The 13,863-nt window shown below is 66.3% G+C and carries 15 protein-coding genes; 4 read left to right on the forward strand and 11 right to left on the reverse strand.

From position 1 onward, the window contains the following. Window positions 1-3 precede the first annotated feature (3 nt). Both ACO07K_RS15675 and moaA read left to right on the forward strand, forming a co-directional pair. Window positions 4-1,662, forward strand: a complete 1,659-nt coding sequence (locus tag ACO07K_RS15675; RefSeq protein ID WP_422029361.1) for a cisplatin damage response ATP-dependent DNA ligase — start codon at window positions 4-6, stop codon at window positions 1,660-1,662. Next, entirely contained in the window at window positions 1,659-2,651 is a 993-nt protein-coding gene (gene moaA, locus ACO07K_RS15680; protein WP_422029363.1) for a GTP 3',8-cyclase MoaA, read from the forward strand. Before ACO07K_RS15675 ends, moaA begins: the two co-directional genes overlap by 4 nt. A 171-nt stretch (window positions 2,652-2,822) precedes the next feature. Here moaA and ACO07K_RS15685 read toward each other — a convergent pair whose 3' ends face one another. The 3 genes from ACO07K_RS15685 to ACO07K_RS15695 form a co-directional block, all read right to left on the reverse strand. Continuing rightward, complete coding sequence (locus tag ACO07K_RS15685; protein WP_298308231.1) at window positions 2,823-3,749, reverse strand: DMT family transporter; 927 nt, start codon at window positions 3,747-3,749, stop codon at window positions 2,823-2,825. A gap of 78 nt (window positions 3,750-3,827) precedes the next feature. Next, window positions 3,828-4,520 carry a gamma-glutamylcyclotransferase gene (locus tag ACO07K_RS15690; RefSeq protein WP_422029365.1) on the reverse strand — a complete coding sequence of 231 codons (693 nt, stop codon included), beginning with the start codon at window positions 4,518-4,520 and terminating at the stop codon, window positions 3,828-3,830. A gap of 10 nt (window positions 4,521-4,530) precedes the next feature. After that, window positions 4,531-4,998 (reverse strand): MaoC family dehydratase, encoded by a 468-nt coding sequence (locus ACO07K_RS15695; protein ID WP_422029367.1) that lies wholly within the window; start codon window positions 4,996-4,998, stop codon window positions 4,531-4,533. Between the two features lie 149 nt (window positions 4,999-5,147). On the opposite strand from ACO07K_RS15695, the gene ACO07K_RS15700 reads away from it, so the two are divergent. Continuing rightward, window positions 5,148-5,969, forward strand: a complete 822-nt coding sequence (locus ACO07K_RS15700; RefSeq protein WP_422029369.1) for an enoyl-CoA hydratase — start codon at window positions 5,148-5,150, stop codon at window positions 5,967-5,969. Here ACO07K_RS15700 and ACO07K_RS15705 read toward each other — a convergent pair whose 3' ends face one another. The 8 genes from ACO07K_RS15705 to ACO07K_RS15740 form a co-directional block, all read right to left on the reverse strand. Then, on the reverse strand, window positions 5,970-6,767 hold the full coding sequence (locus ACO07K_RS15705) for an ABC transporter permease (protein WP_422029371.1): 798 nt from the start codon (window positions 6,765-6,767) through the stop codon (window positions 5,970-5,972). Between the two features lies 1 nt (window position 6,768). Then, the gene (locus ACO07K_RS15710; RefSeq protein WP_422036663.1) at window positions 6,769-7,593 is read right to left on the reverse strand and encodes an ABC transporter ATP-binding protein; all 825 of its coding nucleotides are present in this window, start codon (window positions 7,591-7,593) and stop codon (window positions 6,769-6,771) included. 12 nt (window positions 7,594-7,605) lie between these two features. Continuing rightward, complete coding sequence (locus ACO07K_RS15715; RefSeq protein WP_422029373.1) at window positions 7,606-8,640, reverse strand: ABC transporter substrate-binding protein; 1,035 nt, start codon at window positions 8,638-8,640, stop codon at window positions 7,606-7,608. A 78-nt stretch (window positions 8,641-8,718) separates the two neighbouring features. Then, window positions 8,719-9,105, reverse strand: coding sequence for a nuclear transport factor 2 family protein (locus tag ACO07K_RS15720; RefSeq protein ID WP_422029375.1), 387 nt, complete (start codon window positions 9,103-9,105; stop codon window positions 8,719-8,721). A 13-nt stretch (window positions 9,106-9,118) separates the two neighbouring features. After that, the gene (locus ACO07K_RS15725) at window positions 9,119-9,982 is read right to left on the reverse strand and encodes a crotonase/enoyl-CoA hydratase family protein (RefSeq protein WP_422029377.1); all 864 of its coding nucleotides are present in this window, start codon (window positions 9,980-9,982) and stop codon (window positions 9,119-9,121) included. Window positions 9,983-9,993: 11 nt separating this feature from the next. Then, on the reverse strand, window positions 9,994-10,326 hold the full coding sequence (locus ACO07K_RS15730; RefSeq protein WP_422029379.1) for a DMT family transporter: 333 nt from the start codon (window positions 10,324-10,326) through the stop codon (window positions 9,994-9,996). A 3-nt stretch (window positions 10,327-10,329) separates the two neighbouring features. Then, window positions 10,330-11,415, reverse strand: a complete 1,086-nt coding sequence (locus tag ACO07K_RS15735; protein WP_422029381.1) for a glycosyltransferase family 2 protein — start codon at window positions 11,413-11,415, stop codon at window positions 10,330-10,332. Next, window positions 11,408-12,148 (reverse strand): class I SAM-dependent methyltransferase, encoded by a 741-nt coding sequence (locus ACO07K_RS15740; protein WP_422029383.1) that lies wholly within the window; start codon window positions 12,146-12,148, stop codon window positions 11,408-11,410. The genes ACO07K_RS15735 and ACO07K_RS15740 overlap by 8 nt, the downstream gene beginning before the upstream one ends. Before the next feature lie 61 nt (window positions 12,149-12,209). Between ACO07K_RS15740 and ACO07K_RS15745 the strand changes: the two genes are divergently transcribed. Next, on the forward strand, window positions 12,210-13,793 hold the full coding sequence (locus ACO07K_RS15745) for a hypothetical protein (protein WP_422029385.1): 1,584 nt from the start codon (window positions 12,210-12,212) through the stop codon (window positions 13,791-13,793). Window positions 13,794-13,863: the final 70 nt, after the last annotated feature.

A 13,863-nucleotide genomic window follows, 5' to 3' on the forward strand; every position in this document is an offset into this window, starting at 1 on the left:
ACCGTGCAGGCCTTCGCCCGCCTTCTCGACTCCCTCTCCTTCCAACCGGCCCGTAACGCCAAGCTGCGGTTGATCGAGACCTACCTGCGCGAGACGCCCGATCCCGATCGCGGCTGGGCGCTGGCGGCGCTGACCGGCGGCCTCGATTTTCCGTCGGCCAAGCCCGCGCTGCTGCGCGGCTTCGGCCAGGAGAAGATCGGCGAGGAGCTGTTTGCCCTCTCCTACGACTATGTCGGCGACCTCGCTGAGACGCTGGCGCTGATCTGGGAGACCGACCCTGCCGCCGGTCCGCCCCCGACCCTCGCCGACGTCGTCGAGACGCTGCAGCGGGCCACGCGCACGCAGACGCCGGCAATCCTGCAGCGCTGGCTGGATGCGCTCGATTCGACCGGCCGCTGGGCCTTGCTGAAACTCCTCACGGGCGCGTTGCGGGTCGGCGTCTCGGCGCGCCTCGCCAAGCAGGCGGTAGCCAATATCGGCAGCCAGCCGGTCGATACCGTCGAGGAGGTCTGGCACGGGCTGGAAGCACCCTACCGGCCGCTGTTCGACTGGCTGCTGCAGGACGCGCCGCGACCGCAGTCCAACGCCGGGGCTGCCTTCCTGCCGGCGATGCTGGCCAATCCGATCGACCGCAGCGAACTCGACGCGCTCGATCCCGCGCATTTCCGGGCCGAATGGAAATGGGACGGAATCCGCGTCCAGGTCGCTGCGTCCGGCGGCTTGAAGCGTCTCTACAGCCGCGCCGGCGAGGATGTGTCCGGGGCCTTTCCCGACATCATCGAGGCGATCGACTTCGAGGGCGTGTTCGACGGCGAACTGCTGGTGCGTCGCGACACGGCGGTCGCGCCGTTCAACGACCTGCAGCAGCGGCTCAACCGCAAGACGGTGACCCCGAAGATGCTGAAGGAGCATCCGGCGCATGTCCGCCTCTACGACGTGCTGTGGCTCGAGGGCGAGGACCTGCGCGGCCTGTCCTTCGATGCGCGCCGCATCCGCCTCGAAGCCTGGATCGCGCAGAAGGAACGGCCGCGCTTCGACCTCTCACCTTTGGTGACCTTCGCCGACTGGGCGGAGCTCGCCACCAAGCGCGAGGAGATGCGGGCCGACGGCATCGAGGGGCTGATGCTGAAGCGCGGCGACAGCGCCTATCTGTCCGGCCGGCCCAAGGGCCCGTGGTTCAAATGGAAGCGCGATCCCATGCTCGCCGACTGCGTGATGATGTATGCCCAGCGCGGCCACGGCAAACGCAGCTCGTTCTACTCCGATTTCACCTTCGGCTGCTGGCGCGACGCGGCATCGGACGGACGCGAGCTGGCCCCCGTGGGCAAGGCCTATTTCGGCTTCACCGACGAGGAACTGCGCTGGCTGGACAAATGGGTGCGCGACCATACGACCAACCGCTACGGCCCGGTCCGCGAGGTCGAGCAGAAATTGGTGCTGGAGATCGCCTTCGACGGCATCGCCCGCTCGACCCGGCACAAATCGGGGGTGGCCATGCGTTTCCCGCGCATCAACCGCATCCGGACCGACAAGCCGGCCGGCGAGGCCGACACGGTCGACAATCTCCTGCGGCTGCTGACCAATTCGGCCCCGGAATCGCCCCTTGCAGGGGGTATGTCGCATGCCCATTATCCGGGCGTCATCGTAACGGAAGAGCCATGATCGACCCGTTCGGCCGCCATATTTCGTATCTCCGCGTCTCCGTGACGGATCGCTGCGATTTCCGCTGCGTCTACTGCATGGCCGAGGACATGACCTTCCTGCCCAAGGCGGAAGTCCTGTCGCTCGAGGAGCTGGAGCGGCTGTGCACGGCCTTCATCCGTCGCGGCGTCAAGAAGCTGCGGCTGACGGGCGGCGAACCGCTGGTGCGCAAGAACGTGATGTCGCTGTTCCGCGGGCTCGGAAAGCATCTCGACAGCGGCGCGCTGGAAGAACTGACCCTCACGACCAACGGCAGCCAGCTCGCCAAGTACGCCCAGGAGCTGGCCGACATCGGCGTGCGCCGGGTCAATGTCTCGATGGACACGCTCGATCCCGACAAGTTCCGCCAACTCACACGCTGGGGCGACCTCGACCAGGTGATGCGCGGCCTCGACGCCGCCCAGCGCGCCGGGCTCGCCATCAAGATCAACGCGGTGGCGCTGCGCGGCGTCAACGACGGCGAGTTCGAGGAGATGATCCGCTGGAGCCACGGCCGCGGCATGGACCTCGTGCTGATCGAGGTCATGCCGATGGGCGAGATCGGCGACGCGGCGCGGCTCGACCAGTATCTGCCGCTGTCGCTGGCGCGCACCGAGATCGCCCGCCACTTCACGCTCACCGAGACGGATTACCGGACCGGCGGCCCCGCGCGTTACTTCCGGGTCGAGGAGACCGGCGGACGGCTGGGCTTCATCACGCCGCTGACCCACAATTTCTGCGAAAGCTGCAACCGCGTGCGCCTCACCTGCACCGGCACGCTCTATATGTGCCTGGGCCAGGAGGATGCGGCCGACCTGCGCGCCCCGCTGCGCGCGTCGGAGAGCGACGAGGTGCTGGACCGCGCCATCACCGAGGCGATCGCGCGCAAACCCAAGGGCCACGATTTCATCATCGACCGCCGCCACAGCGGCCCCGCCGTCCCCCGCCACATGAGCGTGACCGGCGGCTGATCCTTCGGGCTTTCTTCTCCAAAGACCAGCCCTGACCTCATCCTGAGGAGCATTGCGCAGCGATGCGTCTCGAAGGATGGGCAGCGGACAAGGTGCGGGTTCCCATCCTTCGAGACGCGCCCCTGCGGGGCGCTCCTCAGGATGAGGTCGTGGTGGGTCATCTGAAGGACTTCAAGCCTCCGGAGTGGCTTGTGAAGCCGCCGTCTTGATCTGCGCGCGCCGCACCGCCTCGCGGTGGGAGATGTAGAGGGCGCTGGCGAAGATCACGGCCGCGCCGACGAAGGTCCAGACGTCGGGCTTCTGGAAGAACAGGAAATAGCCCAGCATCGTGTTCCAGATCAGCGACAGGAAGCCGATCGGCTGCAGCAGCGTGATGTCGGCGAGCTGGTAGCCGCGCTGCTGGCAGATATGGCCGAGCGTACCAGCCGCCCCTGCGAGCAGGAACCAGATGATGTCGCCCCATTGCGGCGTCTGCCAGAACCACAGCGCGAACGGCAGGGCGCAGGCGACGATCACGATGTTCTGCCAGATCACGATCGTGGTCGCCGAATCGGTACGGGCCAGCGCCTTGGAGATCAGGTTCGAGGCCGAGAAGATCGGCGTCGAGATCAGGATGCAGATGACGCCGATATGGATGTCGCCGAAGCCCGGCCGGATGATGATCATGGCGCCGATGAAGCCGACGATGACGGCCATCCAGCGCCGCAGGCGCACCTTCTCGGCGAGAAACAGTGCGGCGCCGATCGTGACAAAGATCGGACCGGTGAAGCCCAGCGCCGTGATCTCGGCCAGGGTCGTGAGCGGCAGCGCCACGAACCACAGCATCATGCCCGCGGTATGGATGGCGCCGCGCGAGATGTGCAGCGGCAGCCGCCTCGTGTGCAGCGAACGGTAGAGGCCAAGCCGCATCACGATCGGCACGAGGAACAGCGCGCCGAAGAAATAGCGCAGGAACGCCATCACATAGGGATTGAGATGCTGCGCCGGTATCAGCGTGAAGACGTTCAGCAGCGCGAACAGGACGCCCGAGAAAGCGACCCAGAGGATCCCGCGCAAATTCGGCGGCAGCGCGAGCCAGCGGGCTACGAGAGCGGACACGCCGCGACTATGTCACAGGCCCTGCTACCCCGCATCCTCTGCAATACAGCGGCTTCCGAGAGGCTAGGTGCGGCCGGTTCAGGCGACGGCCGTATCGGGTGCCTGCTCTTCCCGCAGCCGGACGACGCGCTCCACCAGTTCCTCGAGATAGGGATCGTGGATGCCCAGCGACCGTGCATGCTCCGCCGTGTTCATCAGGTATTCGCGGCAGGCGCCGCGACGGCCCTCGGCGAAGGCGATGTGATAGGCCGCGCGCTCGATCGGCAGGTCGCCGCAATACTGGCAATGCCCGGTCTCGACCACGAAGGTCACGGCGCTGACGGTGCGACCGTCCCGCAGCCTGGTCGGGACCCAGAGCGGCTTGTAGACGCCCGCCAGCATCTCGCGGTTCCACAGGAGGCCCAGTTCCTGCCGTTCCAGTCCCGGCGACAGTCGATAGGCGATGCCCTCGCACTGTCCGCCATCGGCCAGCGCCAGCATCAGGCCCGGCAGTTCGGGCGTGCCCCGCCCCATCGGCGTCCAGAAGCAGAAGGACCGGCGCCAGCCGTCCACCCGGCAAGGCTGGACCTCGGCATAGTCGAGAGCCGGATTCCACATCAGCGAGCCGTAGGCGAAGATCCAGGTCTCCTCGCCCGGCGGATGATCGAGCAACGCCTCGTTGAGGCTGGCCTCGCGCTCCGGCGACGACAGGAAGAAGTCGTAGCCGGCGGCTCGGGCGTCGGCGACGATCTGGTCGATCCGCTCCGACGTCAGGTCCTCGCGTGTCAGCAACCGCAGTGCCTCAGGTGCCGTAGACGATGGCCATGGTCTCGGCGACGCAGGCCGGACGCTCCTGGCCCTCGATCTCGATGGTGACCTGGTTGGTCAGGCGGACACCGCCCTTGTCCATCGGATCGGCCGCAAGCAGCTTGGCGCGCGCCCGCACCTTCGAGCCGGCCGGCACCGGGCTGGTGAAGCGCACCTTGTTGCAGCCGTAGTTGATGCCGTTGCGCACGTTGTTGATTTGCGAAATCTGTTGGCTGAGCATCGGGATCAGCGACAGGGTCAGGAACCCGTGGGCGATGGTCTTGCCGCCCGGCATGTCCTTCTTGGCGCGCTCGACGTCGACATGGATCCATTGATGGTCGCCGGTCGCATCGGCAAAGAGGTTGATCCGCTCCTGCGTGATCTCGACCCAGTCGCTCACGCCGATTTCCTCTCCCACGTGCTTCTGCATCTCGCTGGGATGGGCGAACTCTCGCTTTGCCATTTACCGCCTCTTTTTCATTAATTTCGCACAGACTGCAAGATTACCGGGCGCGCGCACCTGTCGTGGCCGGCACTCTCCTCCGCGTTTGTATCGTCGCGGCCTTTTGCCCATCATGCCACTCACAAGAATGCACAGGAGGAGACCCCCATATGGCGTACGAGACCGTCCTCTACGACGTCGCCGATCGCGTCTGCACGATCACGCTCAACCGCCCCGAGAAGCTCAATGCCTGGACCCGGCAGATGCACCTCGACCTCAAGGACGCCATGCACGAGGCCGGCGCCGATGCCGAGGTTCGGGCGATCATCCTGACCGGTGCCGGCCGCGGCTTCTGCGCCGGGGCCGATATGGGCGGCCTTCAGGCGATCGGCTCGGGCGCCTCGGCCGACCGCTCTTCCAAAGCCCAGGAGGGACTGCCCGGCGGCAGCACGCTGCCCGAGTTCAGGATGAACTACTCCTACTTCCCGGCGATCCCGAAGTTCATCATCGCCGCCATCAACGGCCCGGCTGCCGGGCTCGGCATGGTGATCCCGCTCTATGCCGACCTGCGTTTCGCGGGGGAATCGGCCGTCTTCACCACCGCCTTCGCCCAGCGCGGCCTGATCGCCGAGCACGGGATCAGCTGGCTGCTGCCGCGACTGGTCGGCCTGCCGACCGCGCTCGATCTGCTCTGCTCGGCCCGCAAGTTCCGCGCGCCCGAGGCGCTGGCGATGGGCCTCGTGAACCGGGTCATCCCCGACGACAAGCTGCTGGCCGAGGCCCGCGCCTACGGGACTCTGCTGGCCAACACGGTCTCGCCGCGCTCGGTGGCGGTGATGAAGCGCCAGCTGTGGGAAGCCCAGTTCCAGACCCTGGCTGAAGCCACGGTCCAGGCAAATCACGAAATGGAGCTGTCCTTCCAGACCTCGGACTTCAAGGAAGGCGTCGCCCACTATCTCGAGAAGCGGGCCGCGCGGTTTACCGGCAGGTAGCTAGACCTTCTCCGTCTGTCCCGCCTTGGGCTGCCAGGTCATCAGCCGGCGCTCGACGACGCCGACCAGGCTGTCGAGCACGAGGGCGCATGCGGTCAGCACAAGGATGCCGGCGAACACCGTGTTGATGTCGAACGTGCCCTCGGCCTGCAGGATCAGGTAGCCCACCCCCATCGACGAGCCGAGATACTCGCCGACCACCGCACCCACGAAGGCCAGGCCCACCGCATTGTGCAGGCTGGCGAACACCCAGCTCATGGCGCTCGGCAGGTAGATCGAGCGCAGGAGCTGGCGCTGCGAGGCGCCCAGCATGCGGGCATTGGCGATCAGGTTGGGGCTGACCTCGCGCACGCCCTGGTAGACGTTGAAGAACACCACGAAGAAGACGAGCGTCACACCCAGCGCCACCTTCGACCAGATGCCGAGGCCGAACCAGACCGCGAAGATCGGCGCCAGCACGACGCGCGGCATCGAATTGAAACCCTTGATGTAGGGATCGGTGATCGCCGAGGCGGTGGGCGACAGCGCCAGCCACAGCCCGATGCCCAGCCCCGACGCCGCGCCGATCGTGAAGCCCAGCGCCGTCTCGAGCAGGGTGATGCCGAGATGGGGGAAGATCTCGCCGCTCGCGAACCAGTCGACGATCACCCAGAAGACCTTCTGCGGCTCGCCGAAGAAGAAGGCGGCCCGGTTGGCCTTGTCGAAATAAAAGGGTGGGATCAGCCCCGGCGCGGTCATCACGTACCAGGCCGCGATCAACAGGCCGAGGAGTAGCAGTTGCAGGACCCTGAGCCGCATCTCAGATCGCCTTCTGCTGCGCATAGGCCTTCAGCACCTCTTCCTTCATCGCCGCCCAGATCTCGCGATGCAGGTCGAGGAAGGCGGGCGTCATGCGGATTTCCGAGACATCGCGCGGCCGCGGCAGATCGACCCTGAAATCGCCGATCGGCCGCGTCGCCGGGCCGGCCGACAGGACCACGACCCTGTCGGAGAGCGCGATGGCCTCCTCGAGATCGTGGGTGATGAACAGCACCGACTTGCGGTCCTCGGCCCACAGCGCCAGCAGTTCGTTCTCCATGAGCTGGCGCGTCTGCACGTCGAGCGCCGAGAACGGCTCGTCCATCAGCAGGATGTCGGGGCTGAGGATCAGTGTCTGGGCCAACGCCAGGCGCTTGCGCATCCCGCCCGACATCTGATGCGGATAGCGGTCGCCAAATCCCGCGAGGCCGACACGGCGCAGCCACGCCTGGCCCTGCCCGATCGCCTCGGCCCGCGGCACGCCGCGGAATTCGAGGCCGGCGATCACATTGTCGATGCCGGTGCGCCACGGCATCAGCGCATCGGCCTGGAACATGTAGCCCGCGCGCCGGTTCACCCCGTTGGCCGCCATCAACCGCTCGCCGAACACCTCGACCGTGCCGGACGACGGCTCCAGCAGCCCCGCCGCGACGTTGAGCAGGGTGGACTTGCCGCAGCCGGTCGGTCCGACCACCGACACGAACTCGCCACGCGCGACGTTCAGCGTGGCGTTGGCGACAGCGGTGTAGGCCTTGCTCGCATCGTCGCGGGCGGCGAAGCGACAGGTGATGTCGGCCAGCGCGAGCGCCGGCACTTCCTTCGTCATGGTCACGTCTGACTAGCTGCGCTTGGCGGCGCGCTGGGCGAACTCGTTGTTCCAGGTGTCGGCGAGCTTGACCGACCCGGCCTTGATGCCGGGATCGCTCTCCGCCAGGAACTTGAGACAATTCTCCATCGCACCGGTGGGCATGGTGCCGTCCGGCGAGATCGTCTCGCGAACGCCCGCAAACGACTTCTCGTAGACCGCCCGGTCGCCCAGCAGGTAGCCCTCAGGCACCGCATTGGCGACATCGGCCGGCGTGGCCGTCTGCAGCCACTGGTTGGCGCGCACGATGCCGGTGGCCAGCGCCTGGGTCGTTCCGGGGTTCTTCTTGATGAAGTCCGATTGCGAATAGAGGCTGGCCGCCGGAAAGGGACCGCCGAACACTTCCTGATTGCCCTTGGTCGTGCGCGTATCGACGACCACCTTCACCAGGTTCTTGTCGGTCAGGATGGTGAGCGCGGGATCGGTCTGGGAGACACCGTCGACCTCGCCCTTCTCGACCGCGGCGATGACCGACGCACCGGCGCCGACCCCGATGGCCACGACATCGCTGGCCTTCAGCCCGCCCTTGGCCGCCCAGAAGTTCAGCAGCATGTTGGTCGAGGAGCCGGGCGCCGTGACACCGAACTTCATGCCCTTGATGTCGGCCGGGCCCTTCACCCTGGCGGCGACGTCGTTGCGCAGCGCGATGCAGATCTGCATGCCGCGGCCGATCAGGGCGAAGCCCGTCACGTCCTGGCCGCGCTGCTGCATGCGGATCGTGTGCTCGTAGGCGCCGGCGACCACGTCGGCGCTGCCGCCCATCAGGGCCTGCAGCGACTTGGCGCCGCCCTGGAAGTCGTTGATCTCGACGTCGATGCCGGCTTCCTTGAAGAAGCCCTTGCGCTCGGCAATCGTCAGCGAGAGGTAATAGAGTGCCGATTTTCCGCCGACGGCCAGGATGACCTTGCTCTTCTCGGGCTTGGCCTGCGCCCGCGCGACATGGGGGGCCGCAAGCATCATCGGGGCGGCCGCCAGCAAGGTCCGGCGCCGCATCTGCAGCTTGGTCATTCGTTTCCTCCGCGACAGGCTTGTTTTCCGGCAGCTTGCCGCAAGCCAACCGTCGCGGCAACCGATCAGCGCAGGACGTCAGAACATCCCGTTCGGATTGGCGGCCTTTTCCGGCACGATCTGCAAGACGTCCCAGTGCTCGACGATCTTGCCCTCGCTATCGAGGCGGAAGATGTCGATGCCGGCCCAGACATGATCGCCGGGCCAGTCCTGTCGGCAGTGCAGGACGACGAGATCGCCTTCGGCGATCACCCGCCTGAACTCGACGCGCTTGCCGGGATATTCGCGGGCGGCCTCTTCGAAATAGTCGATGAAGCCCTGCTTCCCGCTGGCGACCCCGGGATTGTGCTGGATGTAATCGGCGCCGACATAGCGCTCGACCGCCTCGCGCGGACGGCCCCGATTGAACATCAGGTCGTAGAATTCCGTGACCGTCCGCTTGTTGCGCTCGAGCCGTTCGTCCACCGCAGGCTCCCGCCTAGTTGAACTTCCGCTCCGGCCACCACGGGAAGTAGGACGGCATGCCGTCACTCACCTTCATGGGGAAGCGAGCCGGACGCTTCTCGAGGAAGGCAGTCACGCCCTCCTTCACGTCTTCGGACTTGCCGCGCGAATAGATACCCTTGGAATCGACCTTGTGGGCTTCCATCGGATGGTCGGCGCCCAGCATCTTCCAGATCATCTGGCGATTGAGCGCCACCGAGACCGGCGCGGTGTTGTCGGCGATCTCGCGCGCCAGCGCATAGGCGGCCGGCAGGAGATCGTCGGGCTTGTGGAGGGAGCGCACCAGCCGGCCGTTCAGCGCCTCTTCGGCGGAGAAGACGCGGCCGGTCATCACCCATTCCAGCGCCTGTTGCGGGCCCACGAGGCGCGGCAGGAACCAGCTCGAGCAGGCTTCCATGACGATGGCGCGGCGCGTGAAGACGAAGCCGTAGCGCGCCGCCTCCGAGGCAAGGCGGATGTCCATCGCCAGCTGCATCGTGATGCCGACGCCGACCGCCGGTCCGTTGCAGGCGGCGATGGTCGGCTTCAGCGATTCGTAGAGGCGCAGCGTGAACAGACCGCCGCCATCGCGATGGCCGTCGAGGCCGGGATCGACCGGTCCGCGATTCTCGGCATTGAAGGTGTTGGCGCCGCCCGAGAGGTCGGCACCGGCGCAGAAGCCGCGGCCCGCACCGGTGAACACGACCGCGCGCACATCGTCGTCGCGGTCGGCGCGGTCCATCGCGTCGAGTAGCTCAGACAGCATCTTGCCGGTGAAGGCGTTGAGCTTGTCGGGACGGTTGAGGGTGATGGTGAGGATACCGTCCTTGGTCTCGTACTTGATCTGCTCGTAGTTCACGGGAAGGCCCCTCAGCTCTGGTTGATGAGGACGACACCGCCCACGATCAGAGCGATGCCGCCGATCTGCTTGATGCCGAACGGCTCACCGAAAAGGAAGTGGCCGGCCACTGCAACGATCGCATAGGAGAGCGACACGCTGGGAAAAGCCACCGAAACCGGAATCTTCCGCAGAGCGATGATGTAGAGGAAGGCCGCCGAACCGTAGAGCGCCAGGCCCGCGATCGTCGAGGGGCGCAGCAACTGGCTCACGAAGTCGGGCGCGTCCGCGCCGGTCTTGAGCAGGATCTGTCCGCCGATCCCGGCCAGAACGCCGATCGCGAGCGCCACGTAGTAGACCGTCATGCTTCAGCTCTCCCTGTGGCGCGGCTCGCGTGGTGGCTCATGCGAAGGTTCGCGATGCGGCTGGCCGGCCGCCCGCGTATCGACCTTCGGCCGCTCGATGTCGAGCCCTGCCGCCCCCTCGCTTCCCGTTCCACGCCTGATCACTTCGCGCACGAGGTATTGCGGCTTGCGGTTCACCGCCAGGAACATGCTGCCGAGATATTCGCCGATCATGCCGATCACCAGCAGCTGCACGCCCGCGAGGACCAGCACCGCGACCATCAGCGACGCCCAACCCTGCGGCGCCCTGTCGGAGATGATCGCCTCGACGATCGTGATTCCCGCGGCCAGGGCGCCCAGGGCGCCGAAGACCAGGCCGAGAATCGTCGCAATGCGGAGCGGCATCACCGAGAAGTTCAGGAACATCGCCAGCCACAGTCGCAGCAGGCGGCGCAGCGTGTAGTTCGAGCGCCCTTCCGCCCGCGGCAGATGGTTGACCTGCAGGCGGCTCACATTCTGGGTGATCTGGAAGATCAGGCCGTCGACATAGGGTGCCGGCCCTTCGTAGCTCGACACGACCCGCTCGCGCAGGAAGCGCGAAACGCAGCGAAAGCTCGAGAGATAGAGGCCCGGCGGCTTGTCGATGAGTTTGTCGGCGCACCAGTTGGTGAAGCGGCTGCCGAGATTGCGCCAGGCCGCGTGCTTCTTCTCTTCATAGTAGGTGTAGACCGCATCGTAGTTGCCGTCGCGTGCATGCTCGAACAGGCGGCGGACTTCCTCGGGCGGGTTCTGCAGGTCGTCGTCCATGGTGATCGTGTAGGCCCCGCGCGCCCGCGCGAAGCCCGCCATGACCGCATTGTGCTCGCCAAAGTTTCGGCTGAGGCTGAGAACCGTCACCGGAGCCCCGGGCTCGGCCGCGAGCTGCTTGCAGACGTCGAGGCTGTTGTCCGGACTGCCGTCGACCACCAGGACGACTTCCAGCCCGCCCTCGATCTCGAGGGCGCGCAGCGCCTTCACCAGTTCGCCCACGGTCGCCGCGCCGTTATAGACGGGCACGACGATGGACAGGGCGGGCGAAGGCGCCTGCGTCTGGTCGGAATTCTCAAGCATCACGCACCGCCACGATCATGAGGGAACCGCCGAACGGCAGGCTGAGCCCGGCGCCGAGGGCGGCGCGCTCGATGGCGAGCGCAGTGGAGAAGATTGCGTCGAGCCAGCGCGGATAGTCGCGCACGTCGCTCTCGGCGTCGCCACGCTCGGCCAGCCGGTGGATGAGCATCAAGGGAAACAGCAAGGTGTTCCAATAGCTGGCACGGAGGATTCGGAAGCCCGGCGCAGCGATCAGGGCACGGGCCTCCCCGCGCGTGAAGCGCCGGGCATTGTGCACACGCCTGTCGTGGGCCGACAGCATCCAGGAATAGGCCGGCAGATTAAAGACCGCGATCGCGCCCGGTCCAAGGCAGCGATACGCTTCTTTCAGGGCACGCGCCGGGTCGACGTTGGCGTGGCAGAGTACGTCGAGCGAGACATAGGCGCCGAGGGTTCCATTGCCGAGGGGCAACTCATTGACCGACCCCGAGACCACCGGACGATCCGCCTTGGCCTTCGCCAGGCCCGCGGCCACGGGATCGTATTCGAGACCGATGGTCGGCCGGCTGGCGACGGCCGGGCCCAGAACCCGCAGCATTCCTCCGGTGCCGCATCCGGCATCCAGGACTGCGCCAACGGCCCGCGATCGCGACAGCGTCCGGGCAAGCTGGTCCGCGACCAGGCGGCGCAGGCCGCGATACCACCACATGCGGTCTTCGACCGCATGCATATGCTCGTATTCGGCCCGTTCCACGAAGTGGCCTCTCCCGGGGAAGTCTCCTCTTCCCGTCCGCTTATGATATCTTCCTTCCGCCTTGCCAACCGTTCACACCAAACCTCCCACGATCCCCCCGCGCGTCGAGCAGCTTCTTCTGGTCCCGCTGTTCGCCCTGCCGATCCTATGGCTGGCGGGATACTTCTTCCCGCCCATCAACCACGATGTCGCCGCCATCCTCGATGTGTCGACCCGCTGGATCGGCGGCGAGAAGCTCTATGTCGAGGTGCTGGACGAGAACCTGCCCCTGACCTTCATCGTGCACGGACTGCCGGTGCTGACGGCCCGGCTCCTGCCCGGCACGGTGGCCTTCTGGTTCACGGCCTGGGTGGTGGCCGGCATCTTCGCCTCCTTCTGGGCCTGCCGGCGACTCATCCGTCTCGTTCCGTCGGCCGACCACGCGCTCACCGAGGCGCTGCTGCCGCCGGTTCTGCTTTTCCTGTTTTCCGTACTCCCCAACGAGCATTTCGGTCAGCGCGAGCACATCATGTTCGTGGCTTGCGCACCCTACCTGATCGCCTCGATGGCGCGCGCCGAGGGCGTGAACCCGTCACGCTTCGCCTCGATCCTGGTAGGCCTCGTGGCCGGCGTCGCGCTCGCCATGAAGCCGCACTATCTCGCCATCCCGGCTGCGGTCGAGCTCTACCTGCTGTTCCGGCGCGGCGTGCACCCGACTTTCACCGACCCGATCCCGTGGGCAATCGGCCTGATGGCTGTGGCTCACCTGGCGATCATGTACCTGGTCTTCCCCGAGTTCGGGCATTTTGTCCTGCCGCTGGCGGTCGAGGCCTATGCGCCGATTGGAGAGTCGGGGTGGCGGGAGGTGCTGACCAGCAACGTGCTGGGGCCGACCCTGCTGGCGCTTGCGATTTTCGGCCTGCTCGCCATCGTCTTCACCAAGACCATCGCCGCGCGAGTCCTCGTGGTTTTCGGCGTGGGCGCGGCCCTCTCGGCCATCGGCCAGGCCAAGGGCTGGCCCTATCACGTGCTACCCGCGCTCTCGGCCGCCATTCTCCTCGCAGCCCTCACTGTCTCCCAGACCGTCGACCGCTACCTGCCGATCAGCCGCAGCGCCCATCGTCTGCCGGTGGCGGTGATCTGCGCCACCTTCATGGTCCTGCTCTACTTTCAGGCCGCCCTCTACACGCCGCCCTTCTACAAGCAGCGCCAGTTCGAGGATTCGATCGGCGGCCGGCTGCAGCACATCATCGAACAGAACGCACCGAACCGGACCATCCTGGTCCTGTCGCCGGGCATCTATCCGTTCTGGCCGATGGTGAACTATATCGGCGGCCGCATGACCACCCGGTTCCTGACCATGTGGGTGCTGCAGGGCGTCTATGCGCGCTGCGACGACTTCCCCGCCCTCTACAATCCGCCCGACACGATGGGCGATTCCGAGAAGTTCGTCTTCGACACGCTGAGCGAGGATTTCGCCCGTGAGCACCCCGACCTGCTGATCGTCGACCGCATCGCCGGCGTGCCGCGCTGCCAGGGCAAGGAATTCGACTACCTCGAATACTTCCTGCAGAATCGGGTGTTCGCCGACGCCTTCGAGAACTACGAACACCTGATGGACTTCGACCGCTACCGGATCTACCGGCGGAAGAAGGTAAAAAAATAGAGTCGTCCTGAGCGAAGCGCAGGACCTGACGGAACGACTGAAGTACTCCTCTGGCGGACGTGAGATCCTT

The organism is Reyranella sp. (assembly GCF_965228225.1).
Lineage (GTDB): Bacteria > Pseudomonadota > Alphaproteobacteria > Reyranellales > Reyranellaceae > Reyranella.

Excerpts from the sequence above, each read along its gene's own strand:
- ACO07K_RS15705 (WP_422029371.1), bottom strand. The coding sequence starts at position 6,767 with ATGCGGCTCAGGGTCCTGCAACTGCTACTCCTCGGCCTGTTGATCGCG.
- ACO07K_RS15715 (WP_422029373.1), bottom strand. The coding sequence starts at position 8,640 with ATGACCAAGCTGCAGATGCGGCGCCGGACCTTGCTGGCGGCCGCCCCG.
- ACO07K_RS15710 (WP_422036663.1), bottom strand. The coding sequence starts at position 7,593 with ATGACGAAGGAAGTGCCGGCGCTCGCGCTGGCCGACATCACCTGTCGC.
- ACO07K_RS15700 (WP_422029369.1), top strand. The coding sequence starts at position 5,148 with ATGGCGTACGAGACCGTCCTCTACGACGTCGCCGATCGCGTCTGCACG.
- ACO07K_RS15735 (WP_422029381.1), bottom strand. The coding sequence starts at position 11,415 with ATGCTTGAGAATTCCGACCAGACGCAGGCGCCTTCGCCCGCCCTGTCC.
- moaA (WP_422029363.1), top strand. The coding sequence starts at position 1,659 with ATGATCGACCCGTTCGGCCGCCATATTTCGTATCTCCGCGTCTCCGTG.
- ACO07K_RS15730 (WP_422029379.1), bottom strand. The coding sequence starts at position 10,326 with ATGACGGTCTACTACGTGGCGCTCGCGATCGGCGTTCTGGCCGGGATC.
- ACO07K_RS15695 (WP_422029367.1), bottom strand. The coding sequence starts at position 4,998 with ATGGCAAAGCGAGAGTTCGCCCATCCCAGCGAGATGCAGAAGCACGTG.